Below are 19,784 nucleotides of genomic sequence, written 5' to 3'. Positions count from 1 at the left end.
TTCCCTTTCCGGCGGTTCCGACTCTATCAGATCCTTTCGGCTCTGATTCCCCGTCAGAGGGGGGTTGTCTTCCCGGCCCTCGGGCCGTTCCGACGAGGTGAGACTCTAGCGGATTCCCGGCTCCCGAGCTAATCGGGGGCCGCGTCCTTTCGAACGTGGATTCCTCATTCCGTAAATACGCGCACCGACAGATCGACTGTTCGTCGAGGAGTGGTTGGCACTTGCGGAATCGCTGTCCGGGGACCGACCGGAGTCGACGCTCACGTCGGACAACTCGGAGAACACTACGAGTGCGGGTCGGACGTGTCAAATCCAGGTCAGGGCGGCATCCGAGGCGTACTGTGGGGCTCGTGACGACGCGTACGTGTAGCCAGCTCTGGTGGGCCGCCTGACGGCGGCCGTACTCACGTATGCACTCAACGGCCGCCGCTTCGGCGGCCGTTCTCGTATCTCCCTCCAGGAGGGGCGGCCGGCGGGTGGCGGCGGCCCTGACCAGGAGGTGGAGAGATGACGCGGGTCTTCAGTGGGGTCAAGCCGACAGGGCACCTGACGCTGGGGAACTACCTGGGAGCCATGCGGCAGTGGGCCGCGGTGGACCAGCACCGGTCCGATGCGCTGTTCTGCGTCGTGGACCTGCACGCGCTGACCGTGGACCACGATCCGGCGCGGGTGCGCAGACTGAGCCGGCAGGCGGCGTCGCTGTTGCTGGCGGCGGGGCTGGACCCTGATCTGTGCACCGTGTTCGTGCAGAGCCATGTGGACGAGCACGCGCGGCTGTCGTACGTGCTGGAGTGCGTCGCGACCGACGGGGAGATGCGGCGGATGATCCAGTACAAGGAGAAGGCCGCGCGGGAGCGGGAGCGGGGCGGGAGTGTGCGGCTGTCGCTGCTGACGTATCCCGTGCTCATGGCGGCCGACATCCTGGCGTACGGGACGGACGACGTGCCGGTCGGGCACGACCAGACGCAGCACGTGGAGCTGGCGCGCGATCTCGCGGTGCGGTTCAACCAGCGGTACGGGCACACGTTCGTGGTGCCACGGGCCACGAATCCGGCGGTGGCGGCTCGGGTGATGAACCTGCAGGAGCCGACCTCGAAGATGGGGAAGAGCGACGACGTCGGGCCCGGGATCGTCTATCTGCTGGACGAGCCGGACGTGGCGCGGAAGAAGGTCATGCGGGCGGTGACCGACAGTGGGCGCGAGGTCGTGTACGACCGGGAGGAGCGGCCGGGGCTCGCGAACCTGCTGGAGATCCTCGCCGCCTGCGTGGGCGGCGAACCGGCGTCGCTGGCTGAGGCGTACGACTCGTACGGCGCCCTCAAGAAGGACACCGCGGAGGCCGTCGTCGAAGTGCTGCGGCCCGTGCAGCGGCGGCATCAGGAGCTGTGCGCGGATCCCGGTTACGTCGAGGGCGTGCTGCGGGAGGGCGCGGAGAAGGCGCGTGACATGGCCCGGCCGACCGTGGACGCGGCCTACCGGGCGATCGGGCTGTTGCCGCCCGTGAACGCGGCGCGGTAGGCGCGGGGGCTGGTGGCGAGGCGCGATGCGAAGTGCTGGCGCATGGTGACCTCGCTGCCGAAGCCCGCCCGGCGGGCGACCTCGGGCATGGGCAGGTCGGTGCGTTCCAGCAGTCGCTGGGCGGCGGCGATGCGCTGGTCGAGGAGCCAGCGCAGGGGGGTGGTGCCGGTCTCGGCCGTGAAGTGACGGGCGAAGGAGCGCGGGGACATGTCGGCGCGGGCGGCCAGGTCGGCGACCGTGAGCGGCTCGTGGAGGTGGCTCAGGGCGTGTTCGCGGACGGCGGCGAGGGTGTCGGCGTCGCGGTCGGCCCGGGGAGTGGGCCGCTCGATGAACTGGGCCTGGGTGCCGGTGCGGAACGGGGCGGTGACCATCGAGCGGGCGATGGTGGCGGCGGCTTCGGCGCCGTGGGCCAGGCGGACCAGGTGGAGACAGAGGTCGATGCCGGCCGCCGTGCCGGCGGCGGTCCAGATGTTGTCGTCCTCGATGAAGAGGGCGTCGGGGACCACGGTGACGCGGGGGTGGTGGGTGCGCAGGAGGTCGATCAGCCGCCAGTGGGTGATGGCCCGGCGGCCGTCGAGCAGGCCGGCCTGGGCGAGGGTGAAGGCACCGCCGCACAGTGCGGCGACGGCGGTGCCGCGGGCGTGGGCGCGGCGGAGGGCGTCGAGCACGGGGGCGGGCGCCGGGGTGAGGTGGTCGTCGAGCCCCGGGACCACGACGAGGTCGGCGCGGTCCAGCCAGCCGAGGGCGCGGTCGGGGTGGAGGGCGAGGCCGCCACGCATCGATACGGCGGCCTCGCGGTCGGCGGCGACCCGGCGCAGGTCGAAGGCGGGGGCGCCGCGGTCGGTGCGGTCGGTGCCCCAGACCTCGGTGATGACGGAGACGTCGAAGGCCCGGATGCCGGGGAAGGCCACCAGGGCGACGCGGTAGGGGGTCCGGGACCGGGCCGGGGGTGCGGCTTCGGAGGCCATGGGTGGCATGCGTGCCATGGATGCCATGCGTGGCAGTAAACCATCGATCGGTGGCTTTTCGACCTCTGGGGTGTGGTGCTGCCGGGCGGCACGATCGGGGCATGGACATCGCGGAGAACGCAGCACTGGTGGTCGTGGACGTGCAGCAGGGGTTCGAGGAGGTCGGCTACTGGGGTACGCGCAACAATCCGGCGGCGGACGACAACATCGCCGCGCTCATCGACGGGTGGCAGGCGAGCGGGCGGCCGGTCGTGTTCGTGCGGCACGACTCGGTCACGCCCGGGTCGCCGTTGCGGGCCGGGTACGAGGGCAACGGGTTCAAGGAGTACGTCGAGCGGCGGCGCGGGAAGGGCGGCGGGGCCGAGCTGCTGGTCACGAAGACCGTCAACTCGGCGTTCCTCGGGACGCCGGATCTGGGGGCCTGGCTGCGGGCCGCGGGGATCTCGCAGGTCGTGGTGGCCGGGATCCAGACGAACATGTGCGTCGAGACGACCGCACGGATGGGCGGGAATCTCGGGTACGAGGTCGTGGTCGCGTTCGACGCGACGTACACCTTCGGTCTTGAGGGTCCCTTCGGCTGGCGGCAGAGCGCGGACGAGCTGGCGCGGGCGACGGCGGTGTCGCTGCACGGAGGCGGGTTCGCGCAGGTGGTGACGGCCGAGGAGGTGCTGGGCGCGGCGAAGTGAGCCCGTCAGTCCTTGGTGCCGGAGGCCAGTTCGCGGCTGCGGTCGCGGGCGGCCTCCAGGGCGGCGATGAGGGCGGCGCGGACGCCGTGGCTCTCCAGTTCGCGGATGGCGTTGATCGTGGTGCCGGCGGGTGAGGTCACGTTCTCGCGGAGCTTGACCGGGTGTTCGCCGCTGTCGCGGAGCATGGTGGCGGCGCCGATGGCGGACTGGACGATGAGGTCGTGGGCCTTGTCGCGGGGCAGGCCGAGGAGGATGCCGGCGTCGGTCATGGCTTCGACCAGGTAGAAGAAGTACGCCGGGCCGGAGCCGGAGAGGGCGGTGCAGGCGTCCTGCTGGGACTCGGGGACGCGGAGGGTCTTGCCCACGGCGCCGAAGATCTCCTCCGCGTGGGCGAGGTGGCCGGCGGTGGCGTGAGTGCCGGCGGAGATGACGGACATGGCCTCGTCGACGAGGGCGGGGGTGTTCGTCATGACGCGGACCACGGGGGTGCCGGTGGCCAGGCGGTCCTCGAAGAAGGCGGTCGGGATGCCCGCGGCGCCGCTGATGACCAGGCGGTCGGCGGGGACGTGCGGGGCGAGTTCGTCGAGGAGCGTACCCATGTCCTGCGGCTTGACCGTGAGGATGAGGGTGTCGGCGGTCTTGGCGGCCTCGGCGTTGGTGACGGGGGTGACTCCGTAGCGGGTGCGGAGTTCGTCGGCGCGCTCCTGGCGGCGGGCGGTGACCAGGAGGTCGGCGGGTGACCAGCCGGCTCCGATCATGCCGCTGAGCAGGGCTTCGCCGATCTTGCCGGTGCCGAGGACTGCGACTTTCTGGGTCATGGCTTTCGGTGCCCTCCGGTGCCCTGTCTGAGGTGTGTCGTCCGTCTTCGTCATCCTCGCATCCGCGGGGGTGGGTGGGGTGCGGTGTCCAGTGGGCGGGATGTCGCAACGGCCTCGTCCTCAAGCGCCGGACGGGCTGTCAGGGCGTTCGGCGTTTCAATGTTGCCGCGCCGAGCGCCAGGACCAGGAGGGCGCAGCCCGCGACGATCGCCGCGTCGCGTACGAAGGCGGCGGTCATGTCGGTGTGGCGGAGGACCTCGTTCATGCCGTCGACCGCGTAGGACATGGGCAGGACGTCGGAGATGGCCTCCAGGGCGGGGTGCATGTTGTCGCGCGGGGTGAAGAGGCCGCACAGGAGGAGCTGGGGGAAGATCACGGCCGGCATGAACTGCACCGCCTGGAACTCGGAGGCCGCGAAGGCCGAGACGAAGAGGCCGAGTGCGGTGCCCAGGAGGGCGTCCAGCAGGGCCACGAGGAGGAGCAGCCAGGGGCTGCCCGTGACGTCCAGGCCGAGGAACCAGACCGCGAGGCCGGTGGCAAGGGCCGACTGGACGATGGCGAGGGTTCCGAAGGCGAGGGCGTAGCCGGCGATGAGGTCGCCCTTGCCGAGCGGCATGGCGAGGAGGCGTTCGAGGGTGCCGGAGGTGCGCTCGCGCAGGGTGGCGATGGACGTCACCAGGAACATCGTGATCAGCGGGAAGATCCCGAGGAGTGAGGCGCCGATGTTGTCGAAGGTGCGCGGGCTGCCGTCGAAGACGTAGCGCAGCAGGAACAGCATCACGCAGGGGATCAGGAGCAGGAGCGCGATGGTGCGGGGGTCGTGGCCGAGCTGGCGCAGGACGCGGGTCGCGGTGGCGGTGGTGCGGGTGAGGCCCAGGGCGCGGGTGGGGGCCGGGGTGAGGGTGGGCGCGGGGGCGGCTGAGGTGGTCATGGGGTGGTCTCCTTCGTGCGGGCGGCCGTCGTGGCCGCGTCGACCAGGTGCAGGAAGGCTTCCTCGACGGTCTCGGAGCCGGTGCGGGCGCGCAGGGCGTCGGGGGTGTCGTCGGCGAGGATCCGGCCCTCGCGCATGAGGAGGAGGCGGTGGCAGCGCTCGGCCTCGTCCATCACGTGGGAGGAGACGAGGAGGGTGGCGCCGCGGTCGGCGGCGAGGGAGTGGAAGAGGGTCCACAGGTCGCGGCGGAGGACCGGGTCGAGGCCGACCGTGGGTTCGTCGAGGACCAGGAGTTCGGGGGCGCCGAGCAGGGCGACGGCGAGGGAGACGCGGCTGCGCTGGCCGCCGGAGAGGTTGCCGGCCAGGGCGTCGGCGTGGGTGGTGAGGTCGACCTCGGCGACGACGCGGGTGACGTCGGCGCGGCGGCGGTCGGCCATGGCGCGGCCGGGGGCGAGGATCGCGGCGAAGTAGTCGAGGTTCTGGCGGACGGTCAGGTCGTCGAAGACGGACGGGGCCTGGGTGACGTAGCCGATGCGGGTGCGCAGGGCGGGGTGGCCGGCCGGGCGGCCGAGGACGTCGAGGGTGCCGGTGGCCTTGGCCTGGGTGCCGGCGATGGCGCGCATGAGGGTCGACTTGCCGCAGCCGGAGGGGCCGAGGAGGCCGGTGATCTGTCCGCGCGGGACGGTGAAGCCGAGGGCGCGCAGGACGGTGCGGGGGCCGCGGACGACGGTGAGGTCCTCGGCGCGGACGGCGGGCGGGGCGGGGTCGCCGCCTTCTGTTCCGGGTGGCCGGGAGGCGTAATTCATCATGTGATGAATACTCCTCCCGGTCACCCGTGCCGTCAAGCCGCCGGGGCCTTCGCGAGGAGGAGCAGGACGTCGTACGTCTCCTCGACGATGCCGTCCGGGAAGGCGGCCAGGAGGTGTTGGCGTTCCTCGGCGAGGAAGGCCGCGCTGTGTTCCGCGCCGTGGGTCAGGAAGACCGAGTGGCTGCCGAGGTTGGCCAGGTGGGTGTCGAGGGGGACGCGGCGGCTCCAGCGGATCTCGCGGCGGGTGAAGCCGAGGCTGTCGGTGGGGTCGGCGGCGCGGGCGTTGACGTTGCGTTTCTCGGCGGAGACGTCGATGTCGAAGTGGTTCTCGATGCGTCGGGCGGCGGCCCTGATCCACGGGACGTCGAGGGCGTCCGTGTTCCACCAGAGCGCTAGCGCGCCGCCAGGACGCAGTACGCGCAGCGCCTCCGGGATCGCCCGGGCTGGGTCGGTCCAGTGCCAGGCCTGGGCGTAGGTGAGGAAGTCGGCGCGGTGGCCGGCGAGGGGCAGGGCGTTGCCGTTGCCCCGGACGACCGGCACGTCGGGGAGGGTGCGGCGGAACTCGGCGGCCATGCCGGCGCCGGGCTCCACGGCGATCACGTCGGCGCCGCGCGCGTGCAGGAGGGCGGTGGCGATGCCCGTACCGGCGCCGACGTCCACGACGCGGGAGCCCTTCAGGGGGCGGCCGGCCAGCTCCTCCAGCGCGTCGAGGAGGGCGGGCGGGTACGAGGGGCGGTTCGCGGCGTACTGGGCCGCGGCGGCGTTGAAGGAATGGGCGCGGGCGCCGCGGTCGGGGGCCGGGGTGGCCTCCCCGGGGGTCACGGGTGTCGTCATACGGCCATGGTGGCCGCGTTCCCGCTACCGGCGGCGGCGCTTTTTCGGGTTGCCCGAGCGGCGGGTGGCGCGCTTCTCGTACTCCGCGCGGGCCTTCTCGTACTCCGCGCGGTGGAGCTTCTCGCCCGGGGCCTCGGCGAGGGTGCGGAAGAAGTAGGCGAGGAGGGAGCCGACGAAGCCGATGGCCAGCAGGCCGCGCATCGAGGCCTGGCGGTCGGGGTCGGGACGGCCGGCGAAGCCGGACCAGGTGTGGCGGAAGGCCAGGGCGCTGCAGATCGCGAACATCACGACCATCAGCAGCGAGACGAAGCTGCCGATGTCGGCGATCTGGAGGCCGTCGTAGGCGATGCGGAGCACGAGGCAGGCGGCGGCCGCCACGGCGAGGGAGCCCACGGCGAGGCCCGCCCGCCGGGCGCCGTAGCCGCCGTCGTGGTTCACCCAGGTCGTGCCGTAGAACCGGAGGGGTTCGGGGCGGGGGCCGGGTGTGGAGCCCGCGGGGGTCTCCGGGATGCCGTTCTTGCCGTTCTCTGCGCTCACGGGTCGATTATGGCGCCGGGGGTGCCGCGGGCTCCGGGTGGGATCAGCAGCGCGGGGCGACGTACCCGTCGCTGCCGGTGCGCACGTAGGCGTCGGAGACGTACTGGCCGCTGCCGATGCAGTCCCAGACGTTCGAGGTGCCGTACGGGCCCGAGACCCGGGTGCCCGGCGTCTGGCAGCTGATCGAGACGTTGGCGCCCTCGGGCAGGACCCGCACGATCGCGTAGCCGGTCCCCGGTCCGCTGCGGACGTTCAGCCGGTAGCCCGGTGCGACCGGGTAGCTGCGCCGGGCCGCGGCCGTCGTGGTCACGGCGCCCGGCGTCGCCTTCTCGTCCTCGCCGTCCCCTACGGCCGGAATCTGGTCGACAGACATGGAAATCCTCCCCCGTTGTGCCCCACGACGCTCATGGGGCCCCGTTGATACCCCAAGAACAAGCCATAAAACACCAGTTCGCAACTCGCATACGAGGGGCGGCCCGCCGCCTCTGTCCCGTACGCCCCATCGACTAGGCTCCGAGCGTCGCTCGCGCGAACGAACAGCACGGGGGGTGGTTCCATGGCGCCGCAGCAGAACGCCGGAGCCGGCGCGGAAGCGGAACTTCCGGAGTACGCCGGCCACTACCGGCTGGAGTCGTGCCTGGGCTCCGGCGGCATGGGCGTCGTCCACCTGGCCCGCGGCACCTCCGGGATGCGGGTCGCGGTCAAGGTCGTACACGCCTCGTATGCCAAGGATCCCGAGTTCAGGGGGCGTTTCCGGCAGGAGGTGGCCGCGGCCCGGCGGGTCAGCGGAGCCTTCACGGCGCCGGTCGTGGACGCCGATCCGGAGGCCGGACGGCCCTGGATGGCCACGCTCTACATCCCCGGGCCCACGCTCTCCGAGCAGGTGAAGCGGAACGGGCCCATGGACGAGGCCCAGTTGCGTCGGCTGATGGCCGGGCTCGCCGAGGCGCTGCGTGACATCCACCGGGTCGGCGTCGTGCACCGGGACCTGAAACCGAGCAACGTACTGCTCGCCGAGGACGGTCCGAAGGTCATCGACTTCGGCATTTCCCGGCCGAAGGACAGCGAACTGCGCACCGAGACCGGGAAGTTGATCGGGACGCCGCCGTTCATGGCGCCCGAGCAGTTCCGGCGGCCCCGGGAGGTGGGGCCCGCGGCCGACGTGTTCGCCCTCGGGTCGCTGACGGTGCACGCGGCGACTGGGCGGGGGCCCTTCGACTCCGACAGCCCGTATGTCGTCGCCTACCAGGTCGTGCACGACGAGCCCGACCTGACCGGCGTACCGGAGTCGCTGGCGCCGCTGGTGCTGCGGTGTCTCGCCAAGGAGCCCGAGGACCGGCCCACGCCGGACGAGTTGATGCGGCAGTTGCGGTCGGTGGCGGCGGGGTACGACACGCAGGTGTTCATACCGGCGCAGCGGGAGGAGGGGTCGTCGGCCCCGGCGCCCGCCGCGGCACCGGACGCTCCCGCCGAGCCGGCCGTGCGGCGGCTCGGGAAGCGGGCGGGGCTGGTGGCCGGTGCGCTCTGCCTCGCCGTGCTCGGCGGGCTCGTCTGGGTCCAGCTGTCCGGCGGCGGCGAACCCGCGCCCAGGACGCCCGCCGCGCAGAGTGCGCCGGGTGGCTTCGGCGCGTGGGAGACGACGTCCTCCGCCGGGAAGAGCGGTGGCATGCCCCAGTGCTCGTACGCGGCGCGGCGGCTGCTGTGCGCGCGGCCCGGCCTGGTCTTCGCCGTCGATCCGGCCGACGGCGGCATCCTGTGGCGGCACGCCGTCGAGGAGACCGTGCGGAGCGAACCGCCGGTCGTGTCGGGCGGGCTCGTGCAGCCCGAGGTCGGTCTGCTGGGCCCGCTGGAGGCGCTCGACCCCGCCACGGGCGAGCCGGTGTGGCAGGAGGACATGCCCGCGTACGACGGACTGCGGTGCGTCGGCGACATGCTCCTGCTCACCCGCGCCGACGGGGTGGTCACCGGCGTGGACAGCGCCTCGGGGCGGACCCGGTGGGCGCACCGGATCCCGGGGCAGTCCGTGCCGTACTTCACCTCGTTCGCCGGGGAGCGGCGGCCGGCGGCGTACGCGACGAGCCAGTCGGCGGACGGGAACCGCACCCGGGTCACCGCGGTGGACCCGGCGAGCGGGGACGTGCGGTGGGAAGCGGAGCTGGAGGGAACGCTGGCGCTCGTGGGCGCGGCGGAGGGGTCCGTGTACCTCGTCCCCGAAGGAGCGGCCTACGGCGACGCGAAGGCCGTGGTCCGCTACACGCCCGCCACCGGGGAGACCCGCCGGGTGGACCTGCCGGTGCCGGTCGAGCAGGCGGCGGTCGGCGTGCACGGGGACACCGTGTACCTCGCTGGCGCGGGCGGTTCGGTGGTGGCCGTCGACATGGCGGCCGGGAAGCAGAAGTGGCGGCTGGAGACCGGGGTGAGCCGGGGCTCAGCTCCCGTCTCCGACGGCCGGCACGTGTACGTCACCGCGCCCGACGGGCGGCTCCTGGGCGTCGACGCCCGCGAGGGCAGGCTCCTCGGGCAGACCCGGCCGCGGCTCGGCGCCGACTCCGACCGGGTTCCGGCCTCGCTGCCCGCGCCGCTGCTCGCGGGCGGGCACGTCTACGCCACCGCGCCCGACGGGACCGTGTTCGGCGTGGACGGGCGGGACCCCGCCGCCTGGTGAGCGGGGCCTTTGGCGGGTTCAGCCCAGCTTGGACACGTCGCGGATGGCGCCCTTGTCCGCACTGGTGGCCATCGCGGCGTACGCCTTGAGGGCCGCGGAGACCTTGCGGTCGCGGTTCTTCGGGGCGTACACGCCGTTCAGGGCCTGGTCGCGGCGGGTCAGTTCGGCGTCGTCCACGAGCAGCTCGATGGAGCGGTTCGGGATGTCGACGCGGACGCGGTCGCCGTCCTCGACGAGGGCGATCGTGCCGCCGGCCGCCGCCTCCGGCGAGGCGTGGCCGATGGAGAGGCCGGAGGTGCCGCCGGAGAAGCGGCCGTCGGTGACCAGGGCGCAGGCCTTTCCGAGGCCGCGGCCCTTCAGGTACGAGGTCGGGTAGAGCATCTCCTGCATGCCGGGGCCGCCCTTGGGGCCCTCGTAGCGGATGACGACGACGTCGCCCTCCTTGACCTGCTGGGTGAGGATCTTCTCGACGGCCTCCTCCTGCGACTCGCAGACGACCGCCGGGCCCTCGAAGGTCCAGATGGACTCGTCGACGCCCGCCGTCTTCACCACGCAGCCGTCCACGGCGAGGTTGCCGCGCAGGACCGCCAGGCCGCCGTCCTTGGAGTAGGCGTGCTCGACGGAGCGGATGCAGCCGCCCTCGGCGTCGTCGTCCAGGGAGTCCCAGCGCTCGGACTGGGAGAAGGCCTCGGCGGAGCGCTTGCAGCCGGGGGCCGCGTGCCAGAGTTCCACGGCCTCCTGCGACGGGGAGCCGCCGCGGACGTCCCAGGTCTTCAGCCAGTCGGCCAGAGACGGGCTGTGCACGGAGTGCACGTCCTCGTTGAGCAGGCCGCCGCGGTGCAGTTCGCCCAGGAGGGCGGGGATGCCGCCGGCGCGGTGCACGTCCTCCATGTAGTACGTGCGGTCCTTGGCGACGTTGGGGGCGACCTTGGCCAGACAGGGGACACGGCGCGAGAGGGCGTCCATCTCCGTGAGGCCGAAGGAGACCTCCGCCTCCTGGGCGGCGGCCAGCAGGTGCAGGATCGTGTTGGTGGAGCCGCCCATCGCGATGTCCAGCGCCATGGCGTTCCCGAAGGCCGCGGGGGTGGCGATGTTGCGGGGCAGGACCGAGTCGTCGTCCTGCTCGTAGTAGCGGCGGGTCAGGTCCAGGACCGTGCGGGCGGCGTTCTCGTAGAGCGCCTTGCGGGCGGTGTGCGTGGCCAGGACCGAGCCGTTGCCGGGGAGGGAGAGGCCGATGGCCTCGGTCAGGCAGTTCATCGAGTTGGCGGTGAACATGCCGGAGCAGGAGCCGCAGGTGGGACAGGCGTTCTCCTCGATCCGGAGGATGTCCTCGTCGGAGATCTTGTCGTTGACCGCCTCCGACATCGCGTCGACCAGGTCGAGCGTGCGGACCGTGCCGTCCACCAGGGTGGCGCGGCCGGACTCCATCGGGCCGCCCGAGACGAAGACCGTGGGGATGTTCAGGCGCAGGGCGGCGTTGAGCATGCCCGGGGTGATCTTGTCGCAGTTGGAGATGCAGATCAGGGCGTCGGCGCAGTGGGCCTCGACCATGTACTCCACGCTGTCCGCGATCAGGTCGCGGGAGGGCAGCGAGTAGAGCATGCCGCCGTGGCCCATGGCGATGCCGTCGTCCACGGCGATCGTGTTGAACTCGCGCGGGATGCCGCCGGCCGCGACGACCGCTTCGCTGACGATCCGGCCGACCGGGGCGAGGTGCGTGTGGCCCGGCACGAACTCCGTGAAGCTGTTGGCGACGGCGATGATCGGCTTCCGCCCGATGTCCGCGCCGGGTACACCGGAGGCACGCATAAGGGCGCGGGCGCCCGCCATGTTGCGGCCGTGGGTGACTGTGCGGGACCTCAGTTCGGGCATCGTCGCTCGCTCCTTCGGAGAGTTATGACTGCCGTCGAGCGTACGCCGGTTATCCAGGGGTCGGGACAGGGTGTCCGGAATGCGGGACGCCCGTCTCGTCCACAGTGTCCCGGGCGTGGCGTCAGGGACCCGTGAGGTGGCCCTGCACGACCGGGGCCAGCCGCGCGACGATCTGCTCCGGGTCGGCGGAGGCCAGCGGCTCCACCTTGATCACGTAGCGCAGCATCGCGCACCCCACCAGTTGCGCCGCCGCCAGCTCGACGCGCAGTTCCGCGTCCGGGCGGTCCAGGCGGGCCGCGACCCGGTTCAGCAGCTGGGCGGAGATCAGCCGGCGGAAGACGGCGGCCGCGGTGTCGTTGTTCACGGCGGAGCGGACGATGGCCAGCACCGGCTTGCGGGTGGTGGGGTTCTCCCAGATGCCGATGATGAAGCGGGCGAGCCGCTCGCCGACGGCGTCGAGGGGACCGTCGGCGATCACGTCCGGGGCCTCCAGGGCGGGCGCGAAGGCGATCTCGATGGCCGCCTCGAAGACCTGCTCCTTGGTGCCGAAGTAGTGGTGCACGAGCGCCGGGTCCACACCGGCCGCCTTGGCGATGCCCCGCACGGACGTCTTCTCGTAGCCGTGCTCCGAGAACTCCTGGCGGGCCGTGGTGAGGATGCGGTCGCGGGTGTCGCCGGACTCCGTGCGCGGCGGGCGGCCACGGCGGCGGGTGGTCCCGCCGGTGTCGCTCACCGGCGGTGCGCCTTCGTCGCGGAGGCCGACGACGCCGACGCCAGGTGCAGGCGGGCGAAGGCCAGGGCCTCGGCGAGATCGGCCTCACGTTCGGCGCCTGACATCGCGCGCCGGGTGTTGACCTCGATGACGACATGGCCGTCGAAGCCGGTGTCCGCGAGCCCTTCCAGCAGCTCGGCGCAGGGCTGGTCGCCCCGGCCGGGGACCAGGTGCTCGTCCTTGGCGGAGCCCTTGCCGTCGGCGAGGTGGACGTGGCCCAGGCGGTCGCCCATGCGGTCGACCATGTCGAGGGCGTCGGTGCGGGAGGTCGAGGCGTGGCTGAGGTCGATCGTGAAGTGGCGGTAGTCGTCCTTCGTCACGTCCCAGTCGGGGGCGTACGCCTGCATCTCGCGGTCGCGGTAGCGCCAGGGGTACATGTTCTCGACGGCGAAGCGGACGTCCGTCTCGTCCGACATCCGCCAGATGCCACTGACGAAGTCCCGCGCGTACTGGCGCTGCCAGCGGAACGGGGGGTGGACCACCACGGTGCTCGCACCGAGTCGCTCGGCGGCGGCGCGGGCGCGCTGGAGCTTGACCCAGGGGTCGGTGGACCAGACGCGCTGGGTGATGAGCAGACACGGCGCGTGCACGGCCAGTATCGGCATGCGGTGGTAGTCGCTGAGTCTGCGCAGCGCGTCGATGTCCTGGCTGACCGGATCCGTCCAGACCATCACCTCGACGCCGTCGTAGCCGAGGCGTGCGGCGATCTCGAAGGCCGTCGCCGTCGACTCCGGGTAGACGGAAGCCGTCGACAGGGCGACCTTCGCGTCCGGGATTCGGACTGCGTCGCTGGGTTTTGCCACGGGGGTCAGGTTACGGGGTGTGGGTTGGAGGGGGTGGGGGGCCCAAGGGTGCGGGGTGCGTTGTGGCTTGTCGCGGCCACGCGGCGGAGCCGCGCATCGATACAGCCCCGCGCCCCTGACGGGGCCTACACCTGGCCCATGTGGTCCAGTCTGCGGAGGATCACGCCCTCTCTCAGGGCCCACGGGCAGATTTCCAGGTTCTCGACGCGGAAGAGGTCCATCGCCGCCTCCGCCACCAGGGCGCCGGCCAGGAGCTGGTTCGCGCGGCCCTCGGAGACGCCGGGGAGTTCGGCGCGCTCGGGGCCGGTCATGGCGGCCAGGCGCGGCACCCACGCCTCCAGGGAGGCACGTTTCAGCTCGCGCTGGACGTAGAGGCCCTCGGCGGAGCGGGCGGCGCCGGCGATGCGGGCCAGCTGCCGGAAGGTCTTGGACGTGGCGACCACGTGGTCGGGCGTGCCGGAGCGGCTGAACTCGCCGACCGTCCGGGCGATCTCCGTCCGGACGTGCCGGCGCAGCGCCCTGACGTCGTCCGGCTCGGGCGGGTCGCCGGGCAGCCAGCCGGCGGTCAGGCGGCCCGCGCCCAGCGGCAGCGACGCGGCCGTGTCGGGCTCCTCGTCCATGCCGTAGGCGATCTCCAGCGAGCCGCCTCCGATGTCCAGGACCAGCAGCTTGCCCGCGGACCAGCCGAACCAGCGGCGGACGGCGAGGAACGTGAGCCGCGCCTCCTCCGCGCCGCTGAGGACCGTCAGCTCGACGCCGGTCTCGGCCCGCACGCGCGCGAGGACGTCGTCGGCGTTGGTCGCCTCGCGCACGGCGGAGGTGGCGAACGGCAGGATCTCCTCGACGCCCTTGTCCTCGGCCGCCTGAAGGGCCTCGTGAACGACCGCGACCAGCTTGTCGACGCCGTCGGGGCCGATGGCGCCGTCCTCGTCGAGGAGCTGGGCGAGGCGGAGATCCACCTTGTGCGAGTGGGCGGGCAGGGGGCGGGCGCCGGGGTGCGCGTCCACCACCAGCAGGTGCACCGTGTTCGAACCCACGTCGAGGACACCGAGTCTCATGTACGGAACGCTACTGCCCGCGGAGCGGGCGGCGGTGCCCTCATCCGCCTCGGGCGTCTTACCCTGGAGCCGTGCCAAAGACGAAAAAGGCGAAGGCTGAAAAGTCGGCCAAGAAGGACAAGAGGCGCGGAATGGGCGACGAGAAGGGTCTTGACTTCGCCCGCGCGTGGGTGGAGTTCCCCGATCCGGCGGACGACGAGCAGGTCTTCCGGTGTGACCTGACATGGCTGACCTCCCGCTGGAACTGCATCTTCGGCAGCGGTTGCCAGGGCATCCAGGCGGGCCGCGCGGACGACGGGTGCTGCTCGCTGGGCGCGCACTTCTCCGACGAGGACGACGAGCGGCGGGTCGCCGAGCACGTGGCGCGGCTCACGCCGGACATCTGGCAGCACCACGCCGAGGGCACGCGGGACGGCTGGACCTCCGAGGACGACGAGGGCTCCCGGCAGACCCGCCCCTTCCAGGGCTCGTGCATCTTCCAGAACCGGCCTGGTTTCGCCGGGGGCGCGGGCTGCTCGCTGCACATCCTGGCCCTGAAGGAGGGCCGGGAGCCGCTGGAGACCAAGCCGGACGTGTGCTGGCAGCTTCCGGTGCGGCGGACGTACGAGTGGATCGACCGGCCCGACGACACGCGCGTGCTCCAGGTGTCGATCGGTGAGTACGACCGGCGCGGCTGGGGTCCCGGCGGGCACGACCTGCACTGGTGGTGCACCTCGGCGACCTCGGCGCACGGCGCGGGCGACCCGGTGTACGTCTCGTACCGGCCCGAGCTGATCGAGCTGATGGGCAAGGCGGGGTACGACCGGCTGGTCGAGCTGTGCGAGGAGCGGCTGGCCTCGCAGCTGCCGCTGCTCGCGCCGCATCCGGCGGATCCTGCTCGCTGAGGACTTCGTAGGCCGCGTTTGCCCCAGGAGGTGGACGGGTGTCCTAGGAGGTGGACGGGCTCGGGTCGCCGGTGTCGCTCGGTAGGGGCGAGGAGCCGGTGCCGCCCGTCGGGGACGGTCCGGTGGGCGTCGGGTCCGGGGCGGGCGATGTCGGTGACGGGTCCTCGGTGGGTGTCGGGTCCGGGTCGGGCTGCGAGGTCGATGGCGACGGGTCCGGGCCCGGGTCGGACGGTGACGGCGAGTGGTCCGGGGTGCTGGGGCGCGGGCGCGGGCCCGGGTGGGAGGGGCCGGGCGCGGTGCCGTAACCCTTGATGGAGACGACCGCGCCGGCGGGCGATACCGCCACCCGGGCGGTCCAGTGGCCGGACGGCTCGCGCAGGTGGTCGACGTACACCCGGATCGTGCGGGATTCGCCGGGGCGCAGGGTGCCGGAGGACTGGCTCAGGTAGAGCCAGGACGCGCCTACGGACGCGGACCAGCGGACCGGGGCGTCGCCGGTCGCGGTCAGGGTGACCTGCGTGGTGTCGCCGTCGTGGCCGGCCGTCACGCTCAGCGCGGCGGCGCCCTTCTCGTCGGCGCCGGAGACGCTGACGACCTCCACGGAGACGTCGGACTCGCCGTTCTTGCCGAAGCCGGTGCCGGGGGTGGTGCTGGCGTTGCCCGCGTTCTCGTACCCGCCGCCGGTGGAGTCGCCGTCCAGGCCGTCGGGGCTCTGTGCCTCGCTGGCGCTGGACGAGCGGCCGTCCTCGCCCTCTACGACGGGGGTGCCGCGGTAGGCCGCCCAGAGGGCGAGCACGGGCGCCGCGACGACGGTGGCGACGACGGTGCTGGTGACGGCACGCGCGCGTAGCCGGTCCCGGCGGGCGGCGCGGTCCTTGGGGTCCATGGGGAAGCCGCGGCGGTCGAAGCGGGGGGCGGCGATTCGCGCGCGTGGGTGGTGCGCCATGGCCACGTGCAGCGCGGTGCGGGGGGCCTCCAGGACGGGGAGTTCGGCCGGGGTGACGCTGGTGCCGGGCCAGCGGCCGGGGATCGCGCGCTCTGCCGTGCGGCGGCAGCGGGGGCAGTCGTCCACGTGCCGGACGAGTTCGCGGCGCAGGGCGGCGCTGAGCACGTACCGGTTGTCGCCGGTGAGGCGGGCTACGCCGGTGCAGGTGCCGGTCTCCACGACGGCCAGGGCGGCGCGGGTGCGTTCGACCTCGCAGGCGGCGGAGGCGAGGAGTTCCCGGGTGGCGGCCAGGTCCATGCCGAGGACCGCGGCGACCTCGTGGGGGGCCAGGCGGTGGCGGACGGCGAGTTCCAGGGCCTCGCGCTGCTCGGGGGTGGTGCCGGCGGCCTCCGGCCAGGCGAGTTGGGCGAGTTCGCTGCGGTGGCGTTGTCGGGTCTTGTCGTCGGGGGTGTCGGTGGTGGTCGCTTCGGTGGTGGTCGTGGGGGTGGGGCGGCCTGCCGCGTGGCTGCTCTGACGTTTCTGCTTGGCCTCGGCGAGCTTGCGGAGGCAGGCCCAGCGGGCCAGTGCGTACAGCCAGGCCCTGCGGTCCTGGGGGGAACCGGGGCCGCGGTGGCCGCGGCGCTGGGCGAGCGCCAGGACGTCGCCCAGGGCGGCGGTCGCGGCGGTGTGGTCGCAGAGCACGGACAGGCAGTACGTGAACAGGCCGTCCAGATACGCGTCGTACGCGGCGTGGCGCTCGGGCGGTCGCTGCGCCAGGGAACGCGCCGCGGCGCGGTCACGCGCCTCCCGGTGCGCTCGGTGTGCGCCGGTCGTGCGGGTCGTGGTCTCCGGACTGCTCCTCATCACTCGGCGACCGTAGGGGGCTATGGGTGGCGCGAACTGGCGCGTTGGGCACTTTTAATCCGTACGGGTGAAACGATCCCTCATAAGGGGACAGGAAGCGGTTGTTCCGGGGGGTGGGATGCCTGTGGCGGCCTGTGGCGGCCTGTGGCGTGGCGCGGAACACAGTCCCAGGCAGCGCCGCGTCGGGGTGTCAGTGGGGGCCGTTACGGTTCGTGCATGGCTGCTCGTGTGAAGTCCACCAAGGAACGGCCGTCCTTCCGCTGCACCGAGTGCGGCTGGCAGACGGCCAAATGGCTCGGTCGCTGTCCCGAGTGCCAGGCGTGGGGCACCGTCGAGGAGTACGGCGCGCCCGCCGTGCGGACGACATCACCGGGGCGTGTGACCACCTCCGCGGTGCCGATCGGGGAGGTCGACGGACGTCAGGCGACCGCGCGGTCGACCGGTGTGCCGGAACTGGACCGGGTGCTGGGTGGCGGGCTGGTGCCCGGTGCGGTGGTGCTGGTCGCGGGTGAGCCCGGGGTCGGGAAGTCCACGCTGCTGCTGGACGTCGCCGCCAAGTCCGCGAGCGACGAGCACCGGACGCTGTACGTCACGGGTGAGGAGTCGGCGAGTCAGGTGCGGCTGCGGGCCGACCGGATCGACGCGATCGACGATCATCTCTACCTTGCCGCCGAGACCGATCTTTCGGCGGTGCTGGGGCATCTGGACGCGGTCAAGCCGTCGCTGTTGATCATGGACTCCGTACAGACCGTGGCCTCTCCCGAGATCGACGGCGCTCCCGGCGGCATGGCGCAGGTGCGGGAGGTGGCGGGGGCGTTGATCCGGGCCTCCAAGGAGCGCGGGATGTCCACCCTGCTGGTGGGGCATGTCACCAAGGACGGGGCGATCGCGGGGCCGCGGCTGCTGGAGCACCTGGTGGACGTGGTGCTGCACTTCGAGGGTGACCGGCATGCGCGGCTGCGGCTGGTGCGGGGGGTCAAGAATCGGTACGGGACGACGGATGAGGTCGGCTGCTTCGAGTTGCACGATGAGGGGATCACCGGGCTGGCCGACCCCAGCGGGCTGTTCCTCACCCGGCGTGCCGAGCCGGTGCCCGGTACCTGTCTGACCGTCACCCTGGAGGGGCGCCGGCCGCTGGTGGCCGAGGTGCAGGCGCTGACCGTGGATTCCCAGATTCCGTCGCCTCGGCGTACGACCTCGGGGCTGGAGACGTCCCGGGTGTCCATGATGCTGGCCGTGCTGGAGCAGCGCGGTCGGATCACTGCGCTGGGCAAGCGGGACATTTACAGTGCGACGGTCGGGGGTGTGAAGCTGTCCGAGCCGGCCGCCGACCTCGCCGTCGCGCTCGCGCTGGCCAGTGCGGCGAGCGACACTCCGTTGCCCAAGAACCTCGTCGCGATCGGTGAGGTCGGCCTCGCCGGGGAGGTGAGACGGGTCACGGGCGTACAGCGCCGGCTCTCCGAGGCGCACCGGCTGGGCTTCACGCACGCCCTGGTACCGAGCGACCCCGGCAGGGTTCCCGCCGGCATGAAGGTCCTGGAAGTCGCGGACATAGGGGACGCCCTGCGGGTGCTTCCGCGCTCGCGTCGGCGAGAGGCCCCACGGGAGGAGGAGGACCGCCGGTAGACTTTGCCCTGGTCTCGCCCGTGCGTACGACCGAGTGTGCGACACGGGCGCACCAGAAGAACCTGCGACCGGAGGAGTGCAGTGGCAGCCAACGACCGGGCAGCAGCTCCCGGAAAGTCCGGTGGGAGTGCCGGTGCCGATGGCCTGATGCGCGCCTCGCTGAGCGCCGTGGCGCCCGGCACGCTGCTGCGGGACGGCCTGGAACGGGTCCTTCGCGGCAATACCGGCGGTCTGATGGTGCTGGGGTCGGACAAGACCGTCGAGGCGATGTGTACGGGCGGCTTCGTGCTGGACGTCGAGTTCACGGCGACCCGGCTGCGCGAGCTGTGCAAGCTCGACGGCGGGATCGTGCTCTCCTCGGACCTGTCGAAGATCCTGCGGGCGGGCGTGCAGCTGCTGCCCGACCCGACCATCCCGACCGAGGAGACCGGTACCCGGCACCGTACGGCGGACCGGGTCAGCAAGCAGGTCGGCTTTCCCGTCGTGTCCGTTTCGCAGTCCATGCGGCTGATCGCCCTTTATGTCGACGGGCAGCGGCGGGTGCTGGAGGACTCAGCGGCGATCCTGTCCCGGGCCAACCAGGCGCTGGCCACCCTGGAGCGCTACAAGCTCCGGCTCGACGAGGTCGCCGGCACGCTCTCCGCGCTGGAGATCGAGGACCTGGTGACCGTCCGGGACGTGTCGGCGGTCGCGCAGCGGCTGGAGATGGTGCGCCGGATCGCCACCGAGATCGCCGAGTACGTGGTGGAGCTGGGGACGGACGGGCGGCTGCTGGCGCTTCAGCTGGACGAGTTGATCGCCGGCGTGGAGCCGGAGCGCGAGCTGGTCGTGCGGGACTACGTGCCCGAGCCGACCGCCAAGCGGTCCCGTACGGTCGACGAGGCGCTCGCCGAGCTGGACAAGCTCAGCCATGCCGAGCTGCTCGAACTGTCCACCGTGGCCCGGGCGCTGGGGTACACCGGGTCTCCCGAGACGCTGGACTCGGCGGTGTCGCCGCGCGGGTTCCGGCTGCTGGCGAAGGTGCCGCGGCTGCCGGGCGCGATCATCGACCGGCTGGTGGAGCACTTCGGCGGCCTGCAGAAGCTGCTCGCCGCCAGCGTGGACGACCTTCAGACGGTGGACGGCGTCGGCGAGGCGCGGGCGCGCAGTGTGCGTGAGGGGCTGTCGCGGCTCGCGGAGTCGTCGATCCTGGAGCGCTACGTCTGACCGGAACGG

The 19,784-nt window shown here is 72.5% G+C and carries 18 protein-coding genes; 6 read left to right on the top strand and 12 right to left on the bottom strand.

The window, feature by feature from the left end; genetic code table 11:
- The first annotated feature begins 507 nt into the window (after positions 1 to 507).
- Positions 508 to 1,518 carry a tryptophan--tRNA ligase gene (gene trpS / locus ACFWR9_RS02975; protein WP_383834525.1) on the top strand — a complete coding sequence of 337 codons (1,011 nt, stop codon included), beginning with the start codon at positions 508 to 510 and terminating at the stop codon, positions 1,516 to 1,518.
- On the opposite strand, the gene ACFWR9_RS02970 is transcribed toward trpS, so the two are convergent.
- Positions 1,473 to 2,486: a GlxA family transcriptional regulator gene (locus ACFWR9_RS02970; RefSeq protein WP_383834565.1), complete on the bottom strand. Its 1,014-nt coding sequence runs from the start codon at positions 2,484 to 2,486 to the stop codon at positions 1,473 to 1,475. The two genes, trpS and ACFWR9_RS02970, sit on opposite strands and share 46 nt — an antisense overlap.
- Positions 2,487 to 2,587: 101 nt before the next feature.
- Between ACFWR9_RS02970 and ACFWR9_RS02965 the strand changes: the two genes are divergently transcribed.
- A complete protein-coding gene (locus ACFWR9_RS02965) occupies positions 2,588 to 3,172 on the top strand; it encodes a cysteine hydrolase family protein (protein WP_383834522.1) in 585 nt (194 codons plus the stop codon).
- Between the two features lie 5 nt (positions 3,173 to 3,177).
- Here the strand turns inward: ACFWR9_RS02965 and proC are convergent, their stop codons facing one another.
- From proC to ACFWR9_RS02935, 6 genes are all read right to left on the bottom strand, one after another.
- Positions 3,178 to 3,990 carry a pyrroline-5-carboxylate reductase gene (gene proC / locus ACFWR9_RS02960; RefSeq protein ID WP_383834519.1) on the bottom strand — a complete coding sequence of 271 codons (813 nt, stop codon included), beginning with the start codon at positions 3,988 to 3,990 and terminating at the stop codon, positions 3,178 to 3,180.
- Positions 3,991 to 4,129: 139 nt separating this feature from the next.
- Positions 4,130 to 4,921: an ABC transporter permease gene (locus ACFWR9_RS02955; RefSeq protein ID WP_383834516.1), complete on the bottom strand. Its 792-nt coding sequence runs from the start codon at positions 4,919 to 4,921 to the stop codon at positions 4,130 to 4,132.
- Positions 4,918 to 5,730 (bottom strand): ABC transporter ATP-binding protein, encoded by an 813-nt coding sequence (locus tag ACFWR9_RS02950; protein ID WP_383834513.1) that lies wholly within the window; start codon positions 5,728 to 5,730, stop codon positions 4,918 to 4,920. The genes ACFWR9_RS02955 and ACFWR9_RS02950 overlap by 4 nt, the downstream gene beginning before the upstream one ends.
- A gap of 32 nt (positions 5,731 to 5,762) precedes the next feature.
- Positions 5,763 to 6,563: a class I SAM-dependent methyltransferase gene (locus ACFWR9_RS02945; RefSeq protein WP_383834510.1), complete on the bottom strand. Its 801-nt coding sequence runs from the start codon at positions 6,561 to 6,563 to the stop codon at positions 5,763 to 5,765.
- Between the two features lie 24 nt (positions 6,564 to 6,587).
- Positions 6,588 to 7,100: an EamA/RhaT family transporter gene (locus ACFWR9_RS02940; protein ID WP_383834507.1), complete on the bottom strand. Its 513-nt coding sequence runs from the start codon at positions 7,098 to 7,100 to the stop codon at positions 6,588 to 6,590.
- Positions 7,101 to 7,143: 43 nt separating this feature from the next.
- Positions 7,144 to 7,473 carry an SH3 domain-containing protein gene (locus tag ACFWR9_RS02935; RefSeq protein WP_383834504.1) on the bottom strand — a complete coding sequence of 110 codons (330 nt, stop codon included), beginning with the start codon at positions 7,471 to 7,473 and terminating at the stop codon, positions 7,144 to 7,146.
- A gap of 183 nt (positions 7,474 to 7,656) precedes the next feature.
- On the opposite strand from ACFWR9_RS02935, the gene ACFWR9_RS02930 reads away from it, so the two are divergent.
- The gene (locus tag ACFWR9_RS02930) at positions 7,657 to 9,765 is read left to right on the top strand and encodes a serine/threonine-protein kinase (protein WP_383834501.1); all 2,109 of its coding nucleotides are present in this window, start codon (positions 7,657 to 7,659) and stop codon (positions 9,763 to 9,765) included.
- A gap of 18 nt (positions 9,766 to 9,783) precedes the next feature.
- Here the strand turns inward: ACFWR9_RS02930 and ilvD are convergent, their stop codons facing one another.
- From ilvD to ACFWR9_RS02910, 4 genes are all read right to left on the bottom strand, one after another.
- A complete protein-coding gene (gene ilvD / locus ACFWR9_RS02925; protein WP_383834498.1) occupies positions 9,784 to 11,637 on the bottom strand; it encodes a dihydroxy-acid dehydratase in 1,854 nt (617 codons plus the stop codon).
- A 121-nt stretch (positions 11,638 to 11,758) separates the two neighbouring features.
- Positions 11,759 to 12,370, bottom strand: coding sequence for a TetR family transcriptional regulator (locus tag ACFWR9_RS02920; RefSeq protein WP_383834495.1), 612 nt, complete (start codon positions 12,368 to 12,370; stop codon positions 11,759 to 11,761).
- Positions 12,367 to 13,212, bottom strand: coding sequence for a sugar phosphate isomerase/epimerase family protein (locus tag ACFWR9_RS02915; protein ID WP_383834492.1), 846 nt, complete (start codon positions 13,210 to 13,212; stop codon positions 12,367 to 12,369). The genes ACFWR9_RS02920 and ACFWR9_RS02915 overlap by 4 nt, the downstream gene beginning before the upstream one ends.
- A 125-nt stretch (positions 13,213 to 13,337) precedes the next feature.
- Positions 13,338 to 14,270 (bottom strand): Ppx/GppA family phosphatase, encoded by a 933-nt coding sequence (locus ACFWR9_RS02910; protein ID WP_383834489.1) that lies wholly within the window; start codon positions 14,268 to 14,270, stop codon positions 13,338 to 13,340.
- 71 nt (positions 14,271 to 14,341) lie between these two features.
- On the opposite strand from ACFWR9_RS02910, the gene ACFWR9_RS02905 reads away from it, so the two are divergent.
- The gene (locus tag ACFWR9_RS02905; protein ID WP_383834487.1) at positions 14,342 to 15,154 is read left to right on the top strand and encodes a hypothetical protein; all 813 of its coding nucleotides are present in this window, start codon (positions 14,342 to 14,344) and stop codon (positions 15,152 to 15,154) included.
- Between the two features lie 43 nt (positions 15,155 to 15,197).
- On the opposite strand, the gene ACFWR9_RS02900 is transcribed toward ACFWR9_RS02905, so the two are convergent.
- Positions 15,198 to 16,943 (bottom strand): hypothetical protein, encoded by a 1,746-nt coding sequence (locus ACFWR9_RS02900; RefSeq protein WP_383834562.1) that lies wholly within the window; start codon positions 16,941 to 16,943, stop codon positions 15,198 to 15,200.
- A 216-nt stretch (positions 16,944 to 17,159) separates the two neighbouring features.
- Between ACFWR9_RS02900 and radA the strand changes: the two genes are divergently transcribed.
- Both radA and disA read left to right on the top strand, forming a co-directional pair.
- On the top strand, positions 17,160 to 18,569 hold the full coding sequence (gene radA, locus ACFWR9_RS02895; protein WP_383834484.1) for a DNA repair protein RadA: 1,410 nt from the start codon (positions 17,160 to 17,162) through the stop codon (positions 18,567 to 18,569).
- A gap of 81 nt (positions 18,570 to 18,650) precedes the next feature.
- Entirely contained in the window at positions 18,651 to 19,775 is a 1,125-nt protein-coding gene (disA, locus tag ACFWR9_RS02890; protein ID WP_064729139.1) for a DNA integrity scanning diadenylate cyclase DisA, read from the top strand.
- Positions 19,776 to 19,784: the final 9 nt, after the last annotated feature.

Source organism: Streptomyces sp. NPDC058534, from assembly GCF_042717365.1.
Lineage (GTDB): Bacteria > Actinomycetota > Actinomycetes > Streptomycetales > Streptomycetaceae > Streptomyces.
The sequence above is the reverse complement of the archived record's forward strand: the minus strand, read 5'-3'. Positions and strand labels throughout refer to the sequence as shown.